The organism is Enterobacter cloacae (genome assembly GCF_011078175.1).
Classification (GTDB): domain Bacteria; phylum Pseudomonadota; class Gammaproteobacteria; order Enterobacterales; family Enterobacteriaceae; genus Enterobacter; species Enterobacter cloacae_Q.
On the sequence record NZ_JAALCJ010000001.1, the window covers coordinates 780,494 to 796,134 of the forward strand.

15 protein-coding genes, 2 tRNA genes and 1 other annotated feature (1 of these 18 cut by a window edge) are annotated in these 15,641 nt (G+C 54.8%); of the genes, 6 read left to right on the forward strand and 11 right to left on the reverse strand.

The features are described 5' to 3' along the window. Positions 1 to 8: 8 nt before the first annotated feature. On the forward strand, positions 9 to 932 hold the full coding sequence (locus G6Q29_RS03855; protein WP_165464651.1) for an acyltransferase: 924 nt from the start codon (positions 9 to 11) through the stop codon (positions 930 to 932). Here the strand turns inward: G6Q29_RS03855 and pagP are convergent. Then, complete coding sequence (gene pagP / locus G6Q29_RS03860; RefSeq protein ID WP_165464579.1) at positions 929 to 1,504, reverse strand: lipid IV(A) palmitoyltransferase PagP; 576 nt, start codon at positions 1,502 to 1,504, stop codon at positions 929 to 931. The genes G6Q29_RS03855 and pagP overlap by 4 nt on opposite strands. A gap of 256 nt (positions 1,505 to 1,760) precedes the next feature. Here pagP and shiA point away from each other — a divergent pair, with 256 nt between their 5' ends. Together shiA and G6Q29_RS03870 are read left to right on the forward strand one after the other, a co-directional pair. Beyond that, positions 1,761 to 3,077 (forward strand): shikimate transporter, encoded by a 1,317-nt coding sequence (shiA, locus tag G6Q29_RS03865; protein ID WP_165464580.1) that lies wholly within the window; start codon positions 1,761 to 1,763, stop codon positions 3,075 to 3,077. A gap of 76 nt (positions 3,078 to 3,153) precedes the next feature. Further along, positions 3,154 to 4,608 carry an AMP nucleosidase gene (locus G6Q29_RS03870; protein ID WP_148384040.1) on the forward strand — a complete coding sequence of 485 codons (1,455 nt, stop codon included), beginning with the start codon at positions 3,154 to 3,156 and terminating at the stop codon, positions 4,606 to 4,608. A 109-nt stretch (positions 4,609 to 4,717) separates the two neighbouring features. On the opposite strand, the gene G6Q29_RS03875 is transcribed toward G6Q29_RS03870, so the two are convergent. Then, positions 4,718 to 4,793 (reverse strand) — tRNA-Asn (locus G6Q29_RS03875). Between the two features lie 103 nt (positions 4,794 to 4,896). Then, a complete protein-coding gene (emmdR, locus tag G6Q29_RS03880; RefSeq protein ID WP_242637191.1) occupies positions 4,897 to 6,315 on the reverse strand; it encodes a multidrug efflux MATE transporter EmmdR in 1,419 nt (472 codons plus the stop codon). Between the two features lie 226 nt (positions 6,316 to 6,541). Here emmdR and G6Q29_RS03885 point away from each other — a divergent pair. Next, positions 6,542 to 6,617: transfer RNA gene (locus tag G6Q29_RS03885), tRNA-Asn, on the forward strand. A 195-nt stretch (positions 6,618 to 6,812) separates the two neighbouring features. On the opposite strand, the gene G6Q29_RS03890 is transcribed toward G6Q29_RS03885, so the two are convergent. The 4 genes from G6Q29_RS03890 to dacD form a co-directional block, all read right to left on the reverse strand. Further along, complete coding sequence (locus tag G6Q29_RS03890) at positions 6,813 to 7,148, reverse strand: DUF496 family protein (RefSeq protein WP_000450410.1); 336 nt, start codon at positions 7,146 to 7,148, stop codon at positions 6,813 to 6,815. Positions 7,149 to 7,295: 147 nt separating this feature from the next. Then, positions 7,296 to 8,354, reverse strand: a complete 1,059-nt coding sequence (locus tag G6Q29_RS03895; RefSeq protein ID WP_165464582.1) for an FUSC family protein — start codon at positions 8,352 to 8,354, stop codon at positions 7,296 to 7,298. A 91-nt stretch (positions 8,355 to 8,445) separates the two neighbouring features. Continuing rightward, positions 8,446 to 8,919: a DNA gyrase inhibitor SbmC gene (gene sbmC / locus G6Q29_RS03900; RefSeq protein ID WP_165464583.1), complete on the reverse strand. Its 474-nt coding sequence runs from the start codon at positions 8,917 to 8,919 to the stop codon at positions 8,446 to 8,448. Positions 8,920 to 9,037: 118 nt separating this feature from the next. Then, complete coding sequence (dacD, locus tag G6Q29_RS03905; RefSeq protein ID WP_165464652.1) at positions 9,038 to 10,210, reverse strand: serine-type D-Ala-D-Ala carboxypeptidase DacD; 1,173 nt, start codon at positions 10,208 to 10,210, stop codon at positions 9,038 to 9,040. Positions 10,211 to 10,401: 191 nt separating this feature from the next. On the opposite strand from dacD, the gene sbcB reads away from it, so the two are divergent. Continuing rightward, complete coding sequence (sbcB, locus tag G6Q29_RS03910; protein ID WP_431732532.1) at positions 10,402 to 11,838, forward strand: exodeoxyribonuclease I; 1,437 nt, start codon at positions 10,402 to 10,404, stop codon at positions 11,836 to 11,838. 128 nt (positions 11,839 to 11,966) lie between these two features. Here sbcB and G6Q29_RS03915 read toward each other — a convergent pair whose 3' ends face one another. From G6Q29_RS03915 to G6Q29_RS03930, 4 genes are all read right to left on the reverse strand, one after another. After that, positions 11,967 to 13,325 (reverse strand): APC family permease, encoded by a 1,359-nt coding sequence (locus G6Q29_RS03915; protein ID WP_006811203.1) that lies wholly within the window; start codon positions 13,323 to 13,325, stop codon positions 11,967 to 11,969. Next, complete coding sequence (yoeI, locus tag G6Q29_RS03920) at positions 13,315 to 13,377, reverse strand: membrane protein YoeI (protein ID WP_099458931.1); 63 nt, start codon at positions 13,375 to 13,377, stop codon at positions 13,315 to 13,317. The genes G6Q29_RS03915 and yoeI overlap by 11 nt, the downstream gene beginning before the upstream one ends. A 219-nt stretch (positions 13,378 to 13,596) precedes the next feature. After that, positions 13,597 to 14,526, reverse strand: coding sequence for a LysR substrate-binding domain-containing protein (locus G6Q29_RS03925; RefSeq protein WP_165464585.1), 930 nt, complete (start codon positions 14,524 to 14,526; stop codon positions 13,597 to 13,599). A gap of 41 nt (positions 14,527 to 14,567) precedes the next feature. Further along, positions 14,568 to 15,392 (reverse strand): SDR family oxidoreductase, encoded by an 825-nt coding sequence (locus tag G6Q29_RS03930; protein ID WP_165464586.1) that lies wholly within the window; start codon positions 15,390 to 15,392, stop codon positions 14,568 to 14,570. A gap of 173 nt (positions 15,393 to 15,565) precedes the next feature. Here G6Q29_RS03930 and hisL point away from each other — a divergent pair, with 173 nt between their 5' ends. Continuing rightward, positions 15,566 to 15,616 (forward strand): his operon leader peptide, encoded by a 51-nt coding sequence (hisL, locus tag G6Q29_RS03935; protein ID WP_165464653.1) that lies wholly within the window; start codon positions 15,566 to 15,568, stop codon positions 15,614 to 15,616. Continuing rightward, positions 15,592 to 15,641 (forward strand) — a sequence feature (His leader region); it runs 74 nt beyond the window's last position. Its footprint overlaps the gene before it by 25 nt.

The following is a 15,641-nucleotide window of genomic DNA, read 5'->3' on the forward strand; positions in this document are numbered from 1 at the left end:
TGGGCTGTATGACGGCGGTCACCTTTTTCACCATCTACAATACCTGGGATCGGTATGATTATGACTATCACTGGATCCTCGGCTTTTTAACGTTTATCTCGACCATCGCCACGCCGCTGTTTTTTGTGGTGGCGGGCTATCTGGATGGGCAATCCCGCCACGGCACCCGCTGGCAGCTGGATAAGATCAAAAGCCTGGCGATCGTCTTTCTGTTCTGGGTAACCATTTACTACCTGTGGGAGCCCTATCAGCGCGGATATCTGATCCAGCCGTGGTTCGTGTTCGCGTTTATCGTGATTTACACCTTTCATCCGGTGGTGGAGTGGCTCAGCCAGCGGCGAACGCTATTTTGCGGGGTGATTGCCACCCTGCTGCTTTTCTCCTACGGGTACGACTTGCTGTCAGCCCTCTATCCTGATGCCCACATTCTTTCATTGTCGCCGCAGTATCGCCTGTGGACGTGGCTGCTGTTTTATCTGACGGGGCAGCTCTTTTGCGATCCGCACATCGCGGCGTGGATCGGCCGCAAAAACGTAGTCAGGGCAGCGGTGATTGCCATCCCGTTTATCTATCTGTTCACGTGGTTTTACGAGCGGCACTTCTTTTTTACCCTGTTTAAAGCAGACAGAAACGCCTTTATTCTCACCGGATCGCAAATCTACATTCTGATTATTGCCCTGGTCATTGCGGCAAACGGCGTACGGTTTCGCCGCAATGCGGAGTTTAAAGAGTCCGTGCTGGCCGCCATTAGCAAGGCCATGACCGGGGTCTATATTATGCACTACTCGGTGTTTCACCTGCTGACCGCGCTTATTCCCGTGACGTCCCTGAGCACCAAACTTGCTCTGATTGTGCTTACCTTTGTTACGTCGGTCCTGTTTTCACTGCTGATCCTCTCCAACGCAGTGGCCAAAAAAGTGATCACCCTCTAAAAGCCCAGGCGCAGCCAGGCAAACAGCACGTTGCCGTTGTTGTAGGTTCCGGGGATATAGGTGAACTGGACGGTGACGCGCTTATATCCGGCAGAGAAAAGCGGGAAGATAAACGGCAGCGGGACATAGTTGGCAAAGTCGTCGCGCGCGGTGATCCCCGCAGCGGCGCCCAGCCCCAGACGGAAATCTTTCGCGTTATCCAGATACCAGCCCTTCTCCCAGCCGTAGCCCATCGCGGGCTGCCACTCGTTGTGGGAATCTTTAAACATCATGGCGAAGAGCGCGCTCCAGTTGCCCTCGTCGTTGTAGCGAGACACGCCCAGTCCCCCGCCCCACGGCATTTCGTTGTAGTTGTCCGTTTTCTCTTTGTCATACATAAAGCGGGCGTGCCAGCTCAGAAAAGGCAGGTAGAGATCGTGACGATCCGGCTGTTCCCAGGTTTGCGCAATATCGTCCGTTACCGCATCCCACCAGCGGTGAATACGCTGTTCGCCATAGACTTTCGGCTCCGCATGCAGCGGAGAGACGACTAAAAACAGGACTACCCACAGTGCAGGAAAAAGGCGTTGCATCGTTATTCCCTCAGCTTACGTCACGCAGCGATCGTTATTACTGTAAACCATTCAGCCCTAACCGGAGCCAAACAGGCTGATTTATGTTGTCGCACGATAAGATGAAATTTATTTATTCTGCGCTTTCAGGAAAGATAAAAACGTTTTCTCAGCCCGCCTGTCGCGGTAGTCTCATACATTCCGTCAATATGACGGCCGCGATGTGAGTGACCTTTTCTTATACCAATAATTAAAAATCAGTACAGACAGGACAACTATGGACTCCACCCTTATCTCCACTCGCCGCAACGAGGAGACACCTTCGCTTAACCGCGCCCGCCGCGCTGCTTTGGGTAGCTTTGCAGGCGCCGTCGTCGACTGGTATGACTTTCTGCTCTACGGTATTACCGCTGCGCTGGTATTTAACCGTGAATTCTTTCCCCAGATCAGCCCCGCCATGGGTACGCTTGCTGCGTTTGCTACCTTCGGCGTCGGTTTTCTGTTTCGTCCGCTGGGCGGGATAATTTTCGGCCACTTCGGTGACCGCCTTGGCCGTAAACGTATGCTGATGCTTACCGTCTGGATGATGGGCATTGCCACCGCGCTTATCGGCATTTTGCCCTCTTTTGAGTCGATTGGCTGGTGGGCCCCGGTGTTGCTGGTGACGCTACGCGCCATTCAGGGCTTTGCCGTCGGCGGTGAATGGGGCGGCGCGGCATTGCTGTCCGTGGAAAGCGCGCCGAAGAACAAGAAAGCGTTTTACAGCAGCGGCGTGCAGGTGGGTTATGGCGTGGGTCTGCTGCTCTCCACGGGCCTGGTGTCGCTAATAAGCCAGCTCACCACAAACGAGCAATTCCTGAGCTGGGGCTGGCGTATTCCGTTTATCTTCAGCATTGTGCTGGTCGTGGTCGCCCTGTGGATCCGTAACGGCATGGAAGAGTCGGCTGAATTTGAGCAGCAGCAGCGCGAAAAACCGGTCGCAAAGAAACGGCTGCCGGTGATGGAAGCGCTGGTGCAGCACCCTGGCGCTTTTCTGAAAATCATCGCCCTGCGCCTGTGCGAACTGCTGACGATGTATATCGTCACCGCCTTTGCCCTGAACTACTCCACGCAAAATCTCGGCCTGCCGCGGGAATTGTTCCTGAATATTGGCCTGGTGGTGGGCGGGATCAGCTGCCTGACCATCCCCTGCTTCGCCTGGCTGGCGGATCGCTTTGGCCGTCGTAGGGTATATATCACCGGGGCGCTCATCGGCACGCTCAGCGCCTGGCCGTTCTTTATGGCGCTGGAGGCACAGTCGGTCTTCTGGATTGTCTTCTTCGCGATCATGCTTGCGAACATCGCTCACGATATGGTGGTCTGCGTGCAGCAGCCGATGTTTACCGAGCTGTTTGGCGCACGCTACCGCTACAGCGGCGCGGGCGTGGGATATCAGGTGGCGAGCGTGGTCGGCGGCGGGTTTACGCCGTTTATCGCCGCCGCGCTGGTGACGTTCTCCGGCGGTAACTGGCACAGCGTGGCGATTTATCTGCTGGCGGGCTGCCTGCTTTCTGCCGCCACCGCCTTGATGATGAAGGAAACCGCGCACAGCTGATCTCCTCACTTTTGTTTCACAGGCGTGTGACATACTATCGGGTATAGCCGCACACCTGTGGAACAAGGAGACACACATGAATAATAAGGGCTCCAGCCTGACCCCGGCTCAGGCGCTGGAAAAACTCGACGCGCTGTATGAACAGTCCGTCAATGCGCTGCGCAGCGCCATCAGTGACTATATCGAAACAGGGAAACTCCCCGATGAAAAGGCCAGAACCCAAGGCCTTTTTGTTTATCCATCGCTCTCTGTCACCTGGGACGGCAGCGCCAGCAGCAATCCGAAAACCCGCGCCTATGCGCGTTTCACCCACTCCGGCTGTTACAGCACGACCATCACGCGACCTGCGCTTTTCCGCCCCTATCTGGAAGAGCAGCTTACCCTGCTGTATCAGGATTACGGCGCGCATATCAGCGTTGAGCCGTCCCTGCACGAGATCCCTTACCCGTACGTGATAGACGGCTCGGCGCTGACGCTGGATCGCTCCATGAGCGCGGGGCTGACCCGCCACTTCCCGACCACCGAGCTGTCGCAGATTGGCGATGAGACGGCGGACGGGATCTATCACCCGGCAGAGTTTTCACCGCTGTCGCACTTTGATGCTCGCCGTGTCGATTTCTCGCTGGCACGCCTGCGTCACTACACCGGCACCCCTGCCGAACATTTCCAGCCGTTCGTGTTGTTTACCAATTACACCCGCTATGTGGACGAATTTGTCCGCTGGGGCTGTAGCCAAATCCTCGACCCGGACAGCCCTTACATCGCCCTCTCCTGCGCGGGCGGGATTTGGATCACCGCCGAAACCGAAGCGCCGGAAGAGGCCATCTCCGACCTGGCGTGGAAAAAGCACCAGATGCCGGCCTGGCACCTGATCACCGCCGACGGTCAGGGCATTACGCTGATTAACATCGGCGTTGGCCCGTCGAATGCGAAAACCATCTGCGACCACCTGGCGGTACTCCGCCCGGACGTCTGGCTGATGATCGGCCACTGCGGCGGCCTGCGTGAAAGCCAGTTGATTGGCGATTACGTCCTCGCCCACGCTTATCTGCGCGACGACCATGTCCTTGACGCGGTTCTGCCGCCGGATATCCCTATCCCGAGTATCGCGGAAGTGCAGCGCGCCCTGTACGACGCCACCAAAGAGGTGAGCGGCATGCCGGGTGAAGAGGTGAAGCAGCGCCTGCGTACCGGTACGGTCGTCACCACCGACGATCGTAACTGGGAGCTGCGCTATTCGGCCTCCGCCCTGCGTTTCAATCTCAGCCGTGCGGTCGCAATCGATATGGAAAGCGCCACGATTGCCGCGCAGGGCTACCGCTTCCGCGTCCCTTACGGCACGCTGCTGTGTGTATCCGACAAACCGCTGCACGGCGAGATCAAACTGCCGGGCCAGGCGAACCGTTTTTACGAAGGGGCAATTTCTGAACATTTGCAAATCGGTATTCGCGCCATCGATTTGCTGCGCGCGGAAGGAGACAGGCTGCATTCCCGCAAGCTGCGCACCTTCAACGAGCCGCCGTTCCGCTGATCGCAGGGCTTCGCCTTCCCGCCTCTGGGGTAAGGCGAAGCCGCTTTCCAACAATTTTACCGGGCGCAGAAAAGCAAAAAGCCTGCTTTAAAAGCAGGCTTTTCAAATTTGGCTCCTCTGACTGGACTCGAACCAGTGACATACGGATTAACAGTCCGCCGTTCTACCGACTGAACTACAGAGGAATCGTGTGAACGGGGCGCATATTATCGATGCGCCCTGTGGATGTCAAAGGGTGAATGCAGATTTTCAATCGTTTGCCGATTTATTCTCCACTTCGCACACTTGTCAGGCATTTGCCGTTTCCGAAACCTTCTGCTCCGGTTTTTTTCGCGGATATTTCCACAGCCAGCGCCCGCTCACCATACGCCAGTAGAACAGCGCGCCGCGCACGGCCCAGTCAAGGAACATCCCCAGCCAAACGCCGACAACGCCCATACCTAACATTACCCCCAGCGTATAACCCGCCACGACGCGACAGCCCCACATGCCGAGCATGGAGACCCACATCGCAAACCGGGCATCGCGCGCCCCTTTCAGCCCGGCAGGAAGTACCCAGGACGCGGCCCAAATGGGCATAAACGCCGCGTTGAGCCAAATCAGCACCTTCACGACCTCTTTCACGTCATTTTCATGCGTATAGAACGAGGCCATCAGCCCGGCAAAAGGCGCAGTTCCCCACGCAATCGCCGTCAGACCAATGGTTGAAAGCCAGAAGACGTGCCGAAGCTGTCGTTCCGCCTGCCCTATCTGTCCCTTTCCGAGGCGTCTGCCGGTGATGATCGTCGACGCCGATCCCAGCGCGTTTCCGGGCAGGTTTATGAGCGAGGCGATGGAGAAGGCAATAAAGTTGCCGGCGATGACGTCTGTTCCCATCCCGGCGACAAACATCTGCGTCAGCAGTTTCCCACCGTTAAACAACACGGATTCGATGCTGGCCGGAATCCCGATCCCCATCACTTCCCAGATAATGGCGAAGTTAAGCGGACGGAAATAGCTTTTCAGCGTCAGGCGCAGCGATGGCGTAATTCCCGCCATCAGTACGCCGATTATCGCTGCCGCACCAATATAGCGGGAAATAGTCAGCCCTAAACCCGCGCCGACAAAGCCCAGACCGTCCCAGGAAAAGATGCCATAAATCAAAACGCTGCTGATAATGATATTCAGGATGTTCATGCCGCCGTTGATCAGCAGCGGAATTTTGGTATTCCCTGCTCCACGAAGCGCACCGCTACCAATCAACGCGATGGCAGCCGCAGGATAGCTCAACACCGTCATTTCCAGGTAGGTGAGAGCCAGATCCTTCACCTCGCTGGTCGCTTCTCCCGCGACAAAATCGATAATTTCTTTGCCGTAATAATGGATAACCGCCGCGAGGATGATCGAAAAGAGGGTCATGATCATCAGCGACTGTCTGGCCGCTTCGCGGGCACGCTTCGGATCAAGCTTGCCCAGGCTAAACGCCACCACCACCGTCGTACCGAGATCGATAGCGGCAAAGAACGACATCACAACCATATTGAAACTGTCCGCCAGCCCTACCCCGGCCATGGCTTCTTTACCGAGCCAGCTAACCAGAAAGGTGCTCAGCACGCCCATCAACAGGACGCAGGTATTCTCCAGGAAAATAGGCACAGCAAGGGGGGTGATTTCACGCCAGAACAGAACTCGATAACTCTTACGTTTGGCATACCAGGGCGTGCGCATAATCGCCTGGCGTAGGGGTGCGGTGACGTTCAAAATGGACCTTAGCGAGAAAGTTGAAACTCCATTTCAAATGATGGGGCAGAAATGCGTATCCTGCAAAGTATTTTCCATAAAATTATGTTTGAATTTACAACAAAACGACGACAGAATCATCAAACGATCACTTTTGCCTAAGATCAGGTTTGACAAAAGTTTTTTCGCCGCTAAGATAAGCCTCCACAACGATTCCTCTGTAGTTCAGTCGGTAGAACGGCGGACTGTTAATCCGTATGTCACTGGTTCGAGTCCAGTCAGAGGAGCCAAATTTAAAAAGCCTGCTTTTAAGCAGGCTTTTTGCTTTTTTTCGCAAGATAAATGTAAAACGGCAACGTAGCTGCCGTTTTTACTGTTCGCTCCCTCTCCCGCGGGGGAGGCCCGGGGTGAGGGCATCAAACCGCACTCCGTAAAATAAAAAAGGCTCTCTGTCGCCAGAGAGCCTTTTTCACAATTCGCTGCGATTACTCGCCTTTAGCGTCGACGTTTTTAATTTCGCCCATCACTTTCAGCTTTTTGGAGATGTCGCGACGCTCTTTAGACAGCTCAGCGTTTTTGATGATGTAATCATCAACGCGATCTTCATAATCGCTCTTCATGCTGGCGATGATGCCCTGAATAGCCTCGACGCTCATACCTGGCTTTATGTAGTCGCTCAGGTTGTCCAGCAGCAGGACACGTTTCTGGTTGTCACGGATCTTCTTCTCTACGTCCTGGATTTCGCGCTGTAGCTTGTTTTTGCGGCGGAACAGGCGGACGAACTCCAGAACATCCTGGAACGAAGGCTTGGTAGTTTCCATTTTTACACCCCTGATAATGTGAGATTCGGATTCGTTAAAGCAACCGTTTTAACAGACAGCGGCTGCGAATGACAATGAGTATATCGTTTAAAACCATCATAACCCTAATTGTTGCTGAATCGAAGCAGCAGGCTTCACATACGCTTTTTATTTGCGCAGTGCCCGACAAATCAGCTGCGATAACAACTCCAGCTGTCGCGCCAGCTCCATACTCAGCCAGACATAACCATGGATAGGTGTTTCCGCCACGTTGTCGCCCTGACGCTCATTTATCAGCTGCTTGAGCTCGGCGACGATATCGTTCAGCCGCTCGCTGTTCGCCCGTATCGGCTGTGGGTTGCCTTCATAGAGCGCATGGGCGATAGTCAGCAGGGTTTGTTGCGTCATCTGCTGCGTCTCTTTCAGCGTATGCGCGTTGAGCATCAGAAGATGGCTGGGGCGTGAGGCCCAGTGGGCATTGATTTGCAGCTCAAGCATACAGACCAGATTCCGGCTGACCGTCTGTATAGCTTCAAAAATGGCTTTCTGGATATGCGTCTCTTTGCTTGCCGGGGTAATCAATCCGCGCATTTTGACCACATCGTTGAGGATTTTTTGCAGATGCTTTTCCAGCCGCGGACGTTCGATCAGATTCGGCGAAAACCCGGCCTGGTAGACCCGGTTAAATGCCGTGACGTAGTTTGCCATCTGAATGCGCCAGTGCAGGAAGGCGCGCTGCGGCCAAATGCCGGTGAACAGCATGGCGAGCAACGAGCCGAAGATCACGTCTCCGCTTCGCCACAATGCGGTGGTCATATCGCCCGCCGGTGCGCCGACCACAACCGCGAGCGTAATGCCAATCAGCAGCGCCTGATACGGCTTCTTGCCAAGGGCCAGCCAGCCGCAAAGAAACATCGCCACCGCGCACCACAGCAACATGATCGGGAATGAAATCAGCTCCAGCTTAAGCGCGATAAGCCCAAGCGCCGAGCCTAAAACGGTGCCGCCTATGCGTTCGAAAGCGCGAGGGACCACGTTCCCCCAGAATGAGATCGGCCCCATCACCACCACCAGCGTGATCAGCGGCCACGTCCCTTCCGGGATATCCAGCAAACGAACCAGTACGAAGGTCAACACAAACGCCAGCGCAATGCGGCAACCATGCACCACGCGATAATGTTTGTATAACCGAATTTCAAAAGGGGTTAATGACTTGTCGGGGCGCACACCCGTCTCCAGCTCTACGGCAAACCACAATTGTACTGTGTTTTCAGCCGGGGGAAACGCGCCCGGCTGAAAAACCCTGCATTTCGCAGGATTATCCCACTTTATGCTCTACCGGTACAAACATCTCAATATCCCAGTAGCCGTCAGCATTGCCATCGTTCAGATAGCGTTCGAAGCAGGGTTTTGGCGCAATCTCATAGGTATTGTCCTGGAGAAGAGAGTTGAAGAACTGGTTCCAGGGCGTCGCAAAATCATGATTTTCCACACGTGCGGCAGCAATAGCGTACTCTCCGGAAGCAATTTCGGTCATCATCACCCCTTCGCTGTTCTCAGGGATAGTGAAATCGTCCGACACCGTTACGGCGGTATCACAGCGGAGTTTTTCTGCCGGCACGTCATCCGGATTATCATAATAAACGGCCACCCACTCCTGCGGCTGAATATGACGCCCATCTACCCACATGACCAGCTGTTCAAAACCCTGCTTGACCGTCTTTTCCCAGGGTCCAACGAGATGAAAACCAGCGATTGTACGTTTCTGCTGCTGCCTGATGCTGTAGTCCATGCTGCCTCCGTTTATTACTGTATATATATACACTATAAAGCAGAATCGAGAGTATCGGCAAACCAGGAGACTTTATTATGTGAGCAGACTCGCAACACTGCCAGTCTGCCCGAAAAGGTTAGAGTTTATGATGCAGATAATCGCCGAGACGTGAGAAAAGACCGCCCTTTTCAACGCCTTCCAGAGTAACCAATGGCCAGTGCGCCACCACCTTGTCACGATCGTACAGCTGGATCTCCCCTACCCGCTGATGCGCGGCGATCGGCGCTTCCAGCTCTTTTTTATCCATCACGTATTTCGCCTTGATGTTCGGCACTTCCGTTTTGGGTAATGCCAGCCAGAAGTCCCGATCCGTGCCCAGCGCGATCTGCTCTTTATCGCCATACCAGATGCGCTCGGTGCCCACTTTTTTACCGTTATGCAGGATTTGCACCGTATCGAAATTTTGCTGTCCCCAGTGAAGCAGCTTGCGCGCCTGATCTTCACGTCCTTTCGGGCTGTCTGCCCCCATCACCACCGCAATCAGTCGACGCTGGCCGTCCACCGCGGAGGCAATCAGGTTAAAGCCCGCGCCCGAGGTGTGTCCCGTTTTCAGGCCATCCACGTTCATGGTCTTATCCCACAGCAGGCCGTTGCGGTTCTGCTGGGTGATGCCGTTCCAGGTCAGGCTTTTCTCGCTATACATATGATAGAACTCAGGCTCACCGTGGATGATGGCCCGGGAAAGCACGGCGAGATCGTAAGCGGAGCTGTGCTGACCCGGTGCATCCAGCCCGTGTACGGTTTCGAAGTGGGTATCGCGCAGGTTAAGCTTTTCAACATAGTCATTCATCATTCTGACAAACTGCGGCTGGCCGCCCGCCACGTGATCCGCCAGCGCCACGCAGGCGTCATTGCCGGAATCAACAATCAGGCCGCGGCTGAGATCGCGCACGGAAACCCGATCGCCCTCTTTCAGAAACATCAGCGACGAACCGTCAAAGACCGGATTGCCTTTTGCCCAGGCGTCACGTCCGACCGTCACAATGTCATCGGGGCTGATGCGGTGGCTATCGATGGCGCGATCGACAACGTACCCCGTCATCAGCTTGGTCAGGCTCGCCGGATTGCGCTGCTGATGTTCGTTGCCCGCCGTTAAGATTTGACCCGTGGTGTAATCCATCAATACCCAGGAGCCTGCCTGGATAGCAGGCGGCTGAGGTGAAAAATCCAGCGGCTCGGCCGCCAGCGCGGATGAAATACTCGAAGCGAGTAAAGAAACAGCAATAAACAGACGGCGTTTCAACGGTATATCCTCAGGTCAGTAAAAATCGATGACCTTTTTACGGGAGTTCTGATGTCGTTACCTGCCTTAATTGCAAAAAAATGTGACAGCACGCAGATTTTTTCGGAACAAATCTCGCAAATTTCTTGCCTGACGGTGCTTTTTATTCGGACTGCTCACCCCAATCGTTTACCATAGAGACGTCAATTTTTAACAGGATGAGATTACTGGTGTCTGACTCTGCCGCGCGCCCGACTTTTTTGTTCCACGATTACGAAACCTTTGGCACCCATCCGGCGCTGGACCGACCGGCGCAGTTTGCGGCAATCCGAACCGATGATGAATTTAACGTCATTGGCGAACCCGAGGTGTTTTACTGCAAGCCCGCCGATGACTACCTGCCGCAGCCGGGCGCGGTGATGGTGACGGGCATCACGCCTCAGGAAGCGCGGGATAAAGGCGTTAGCGAAGCAGAATTTGCCCGTCGCATCCACGACCTGTTCACGGTGCCCAATACCTGCGTGGTGGGTTACAACAACATCCGTTTTGACGATGAAGTGACGCGTAATATCTTCTACCGCAACTTCTACGATCCGTATGCCTGGAGCTGGCAGAACCGTAATTCACGCTGGGATTTGCTGGACATCATGCGCGCCTGCTATGCGCTGCGCCCGGAGGGGATTAACTGGCCGGAGAACGACGACGGGCTGCCGAGCTTCAGGCTCGAGCACCTGACGCGGGCCAACGGCATCGAGCACAGCAACGCCCACGACGCGATGGCAGACGTTTACGCGACCATCGCAATGGCGAAACTTGTAAAAACCGCGCAGCCGCGCCTGTTTGAGTATCTGTTGAGCCATCGCAGCAAGCAAAAGCTGATGACGCTGATTGATGTCCCGCAGATGAAACCGCTGGTGCATATTTCCGGGATGTTCGGTGCGTGGCGCGGGAACACGAGCTGGGTGGCGCCGCTTGCCTGGCATCCGGATAACCGTAACGCCGTCATCATGGTCGATCTCGCCGGGGATATCTCGCCGCTGCTTGCGCTCGACAGCGACACCTTACGTGAACGGCTCTATACGCCGAAAGAGGCGCTCGGTGACCTGCCAGCCGTACCGGTAAAACTGGTGCACATCAATAAGTGCCCGGTGCTGGCGCAGGCCAACACGCTGCGCCCGGAAGACGCCGACCGGCTGGGGATTAACCGTCAGCACTGCCTCGATAATCTGAAAGTGCTGCGCGACAACCCGCAGGTGCGCGAGAAAGTCGTCGCCATTTTTGCCGAAGCAGAGCCGTTCGTGCCGTCTGAGAATGTGGATGCGCAGCTTTATAACGGCTTCTTCAGCGATGCCGATCGCGCGGCGATGAACATCGTACTGCAAACCGACCCGCGTAACCTGCCCGCGCTGGATATCACCTTCGCGGATAAGCGTATCGAGAAGCTGATGTTTAATTATCGCGCGCGTAACTATCCCGGCACGCTGGATGAAGCAGAGCAGGAGCGCTGGCTACAGCATCGGCGCAACGTGTTTACACCGGAGTTTCTTAATAGCTACGCACAAGAGCTGGAGATGCTTTACGGTCAGTATGAAGGGAATACTGAGAAGCAGGCGCTGCTGAAAGCCCTGTTCCAGTACGCGCAAGAAATTGTGTGAGTAACGGGTACAAAAAAGCCGGAGACAATGTCTCCGGCTTTTTTTTGCCGGGCGGCGATTCGCTTACGCGGGCCTACGGTGTAGAAGTCCGTAGGTCGGGTAAGGCGTAGCCGCCACCCGACACGGTCTTACGCGACGTCTTCGTACTGAGGAACCGGGTTACGGAAGCTTCTGGTCACGCAGGCCAGGTAAATCAGGCCGATTGCACCCCAGATCAGACCCAGAACCATTGAGCTCTCTTCCAGGTTGATCCACAGGGCGCCCACCGTCAGGGCACCACACACTGGCAGCACCAGATAGTTGATGTGGTCCTTCAGCGTCTTGTTGCGCTTCTCACGGATCCAGAACTGCGAAATCACGGAGAGGTTAACGAAGGTGAACGCCACCAGCGCACCAAAGTTAATCAGCGCAGTGGCCGTTACCAGGTCGAATTTAATCGCCAGCAGGGCAATCGCACCCACCAGCAGCACGTTCCACGCCGGAGTACGCCATTTAGGATGCACGTAACCGAAGAAGCGGGTTGGGAACACACCGTCACGGCCCATCACGTACATCAGACGAGAAACGCCCGCGTGCGCTGCCATACCGGAAGCCAGTACGGTGACGCTGGAGAAGATCAGCACGCCCCACTGGAAGGTTTTACCCGCCACGTACAGCATAATTTCAGGCTGTGATGCATCCGGATCTTTAAAGCGAGAGATATCCGGGAAATACAGCTGTAAGAAGTATGACGCGCCGATGAAGATCAGGCCACCAATTAGCGCGGTCAGGAAAATCGCTTTCGGGATCACGCGCTCAGCGTCTTTGGTCTCTTCAGACAGAGAAGAGATACCGTCGAAGCCCAGGAACGAGAAGCACAGGATAGTCGCACCGGTGATCATCGGCACAACGTGCGCCCCTTCAGACCAGAACGGACGGGTGCTGGTCAGCGTACCTGCGCCTTCCCCATGGGAAACGCCGTAGATAATCAGCCCAACGATAACCGCAACAATCCCCATCTGAAGGATAACAATCAGGGTATTGAAGTTAGCCACGGTCTTGATGCTGCGCAGGTTAGAGATGGTCATAAAGGCCACCAGCGCCACAACGAAGATCCACGACGGCACGGACGGCACCAGCGCTTCGAAGTAAATTTTTGCCAGCAGAATGTTGATCATCGGCATGAACAGGTAGTCCAGCAGTGATGACCAGCCCACCATAAAGCCAACCGCCGGGCTAATGGATTTCTGAGCATAGGTGTACGCAGAGCCGGCGGACGGGAAACGGCGAACCAGTTTACCGTAGCTCAGCGCTGTAAAGAGAATGGCGACCAGCGCAAAGGCGTACGCCGTTGCAACGTGACCGTCCGTAAGGCCTGATACGATACCGAATGTATCGAACAGCGTCATCGGTTGCATATAGGCAAGGCCCATCATGACAACCGGAATCAACGTAAGCGTTTTACGTAATTCCACGCGAGAGGTGTTTGGAGTTGCGTTATGCGACATAGTTATTCTCCTTTACGGTAATAACCGCCACGTAAGCGAAAAATTGCCCCATTTCTTTCTTCCTCAGCGACAACAACTGTCGGATTTTAGTAAATATCTATCCGGTACGAAGCCCGGCCTCTTGGTTTTTAGTTTCGTTTCGTACATGCAAAAAAAAATAACCGACGCCTTTTATATCGTCGATTATTCATTTGTTTGCAGCGGCGGCATTTTGCCCTATTCCAGATACAAAAGGCAATACATTGAGAAACCTGCCCATAAATTAATTTTACTAACTGGTTGATTTCCCATCATCTGCCTGAGTGTAAACTGTGGCGATAGCACTATTTGCTAAAATTTCGTCTCGCCACCAGGCGCTGGCAAGCCCGGCGGTCTGTTCATTCCAGCCCACCCACACCGATTCGTTACTGCTCTGCGCCAAAACCTGTTTTTCTACCAACGCTCCGCTGTCAATAAACCGCTGCGCTAAATAACGGGGAAGGTAACCGCACCCCAGGCCGCTTATTTGCAGCTCCAGCTTGGTTTTAAAATCAAAAACGGTGATGGCCTCCTGCTCATCCAGCAGCTGCGATGAAATGCCGCATTCGGGGCGAGAGCTGTCTCCAACCACAATGGCGCGATAGTTTTTAATGACGCGTCGGGTAACAGGCTCCGATTCATTCGCCAGCGGGTGGTGAGGTGCGACGGCAAAAATCTGCTCCAGTACGCCCAGCCGCGCAAAACCAAATTCACTCAACTGGGGAGGCTCATGCAGCGCCCCAACGATGATATCCGCCCTGCCCTGCGTCAGGGCCTCCCATGAACCGCCCAGCACGCCATTGATAAAAACCAGCCGCGTGACGCTATGGCGCTGATAGAACGCCTCAATAAGCGGAGTAAGCAGGGAAAAAGGGAAAGTGTCATCAACCCCAATCACAAGCTCATTTTCCCAGCCCTGGTGAAGTTTGACGGCCTGTTTTTCCAGCTCGCGAACCGTATGCAGCACGTCACGCCCTTTTTCCAGCAGCATCTGCCCTGTACGGGTGAAACGCGCGCGATGCCCGGTGCGATCGAGGATTTGGATATTAAGATCGCTCTCGAGCTTTTGTACGGTGTAGCTCAGAGCCGAAGGGGTTTTATAGAGCTTCGGCGAGGCGGCGGCAAAGCTCCCCTCTTTTTCCAGCGCATCCAGAATAACAAGAACATCCAGCAGCGGTTTCATCTTCGCCCCCTTACGGTGTGCGATTGTCTCCGCCGGCGCAATTATTCCATGGGCATAACCAGCGGATCGGGATATTGATATTCAAATCCCAGTTCATGGCAAATACGATTGCCATCAATAATTTTGCCTTTGCGCTCCCCCTGCGCCTCACTGAACACCGGCGGCGCCAGCCCCAGCTGGCGCGCCATCAGCGGATAAAAGGTACTGCGCGGCGGATGCGAAGGCGCACATATATTATAGATGTGCCCCCCTTTCGGAGCCTGCAAAAGCAGTTCTATTGCGCCGATAACATCCTCAAGATGCACAAGATTAACCCCGTGCTGGCCATCCGGCGCGGATTTACCGGCAAAGAAGCGCCCCGGATGACGCCCCGGCCCCACCAGCCCGGCCAGGCGTAAGATATCCACCTGCGTGCCAGGCAAATTGTGCAGCCAGTCTTCCAGCTCTTTCAGCACCCGGCCGCTGGCGGTCAACGGACGGCGCTCGGTGTTTTCTTTCGCCGTACCGTCGATCTCGCCATAGACGGAGGTGGAGCTGGTGAAAATGATACGCGGAATGTGGTGCGCCAGGGCGCTGTCGACAATCTCCTGCACCGCCTGCAAGTAAAAAGACTCACCCGGGCCGCTGCGCCGCGCCGGTAAGGTAATGACCAGCGCGTCCACATTCATCAGTTCATCCAGCTCGTCAGTATCGCAGATAAGCTCGGGTTCGAGACGCAGCTCAACGCTATCGATGCCGCACATGCGAGCCGCTTCAACCCCATCACGGGTGGTCTTACTCCCTGTCACCTGCCAGCCTTTCGCGGCTAATGACATTGCCAGTGGCATTCCTAACCACCCTAACCCGACAATCGCGACCTTTTTCATGTACATTCTCCGCTTAACGATGCCTGTTATAAGGCTACGCCAGCCTGGTGGAACGCACAATTCATACCATCAATATGAAATGAATTAATGATCAAAAAAAGCCCTTGCTTTATGGCGTACAACTGGTTTAGGTTAAAAGACATCAAATGCATAAGCATTCAACGAGAATTTATATGACACGCGTTCCTTTTAACAACCACCATCATCACCATCATCCTGACTAGTCTTTCAGGCGATGTGTGCTGGAAG

What these genes read in the sequence shown, in the direction of transcription:
- pagP (WP_165464579.1), bottom strand. Translation starts at nt 1,504, where the DNA reads ATGCAACGCCTTTTTCCTGCACTGTGGGTAGTCCTGTTTTTAGTCGTC.
- G6Q29_RS03855 (WP_165464651.1), top strand. Translation starts at nt 9, where the DNA reads ATGACGGCGGTCACCTTTTTCACCATCTACAATACCTGGGATCGGTAT.
- sbcB (WP_431732532.1), top strand. Translation starts at nt 10,402, where the DNA reads ATGAGATTACTGGTGTCTGACTCTGCCGCGCGCCCGACTTTTTTGTTC.
- G6Q29_RS03930 (WP_165464586.1), bottom strand. Translation starts at nt 15,392, where the DNA reads ATGAAAAAGGTCGCGATTGTCGGGTTAGGGTGGTTAGGAATGCCACTG.
- shiA (WP_165464580.1), top strand. Translation starts at nt 1,761, where the DNA reads ATGGACTCCACCCTTATCTCCACTCGCCGCAACGAGGAGACACCTTCG.
- G6Q29_RS03870 (WP_148384040.1), top strand. Translation starts at nt 3,154, where the DNA reads ATGAATAATAAGGGCTCCAGCCTGACCCCGGCTCAGGCGCTGGAAAAA.
- G6Q29_RS03890 (WP_000450410.1), bottom strand. Translation starts at nt 7,148, where the DNA reads ATGGAAACTACCAAGCCTTCGTTCCAGGATGTTCTGGAGTTCGTCCGC.
- G6Q29_RS03915 (WP_006811203.1), bottom strand. Translation starts at nt 13,325, where the DNA reads ATGTCGCATAACGCAACTCCAAACACCTCTCGCGTGGAATTACGTAAA.
- G6Q29_RS03925 (WP_165464585.1), bottom strand. Translation starts at nt 14,526, where the DNA reads ATGAAACCGCTGCTGGATGTTCTTGTTATTCTGGATGCGCTGGAAAAA.
- emmdR (WP_242637191.1), bottom strand. Translation starts at nt 6,315, where the DNA reads ATGCGCACGCCCTGGTATGCCAAACGTAAGAGTTATCGAGTTCTGTTC.
- sbmC (WP_165464583.1), bottom strand. Translation starts at nt 8,919, where the DNA reads ATGGACTACAGCATCAGGCAGCAGCAGAAACGTACAATCGCTGGTTTT.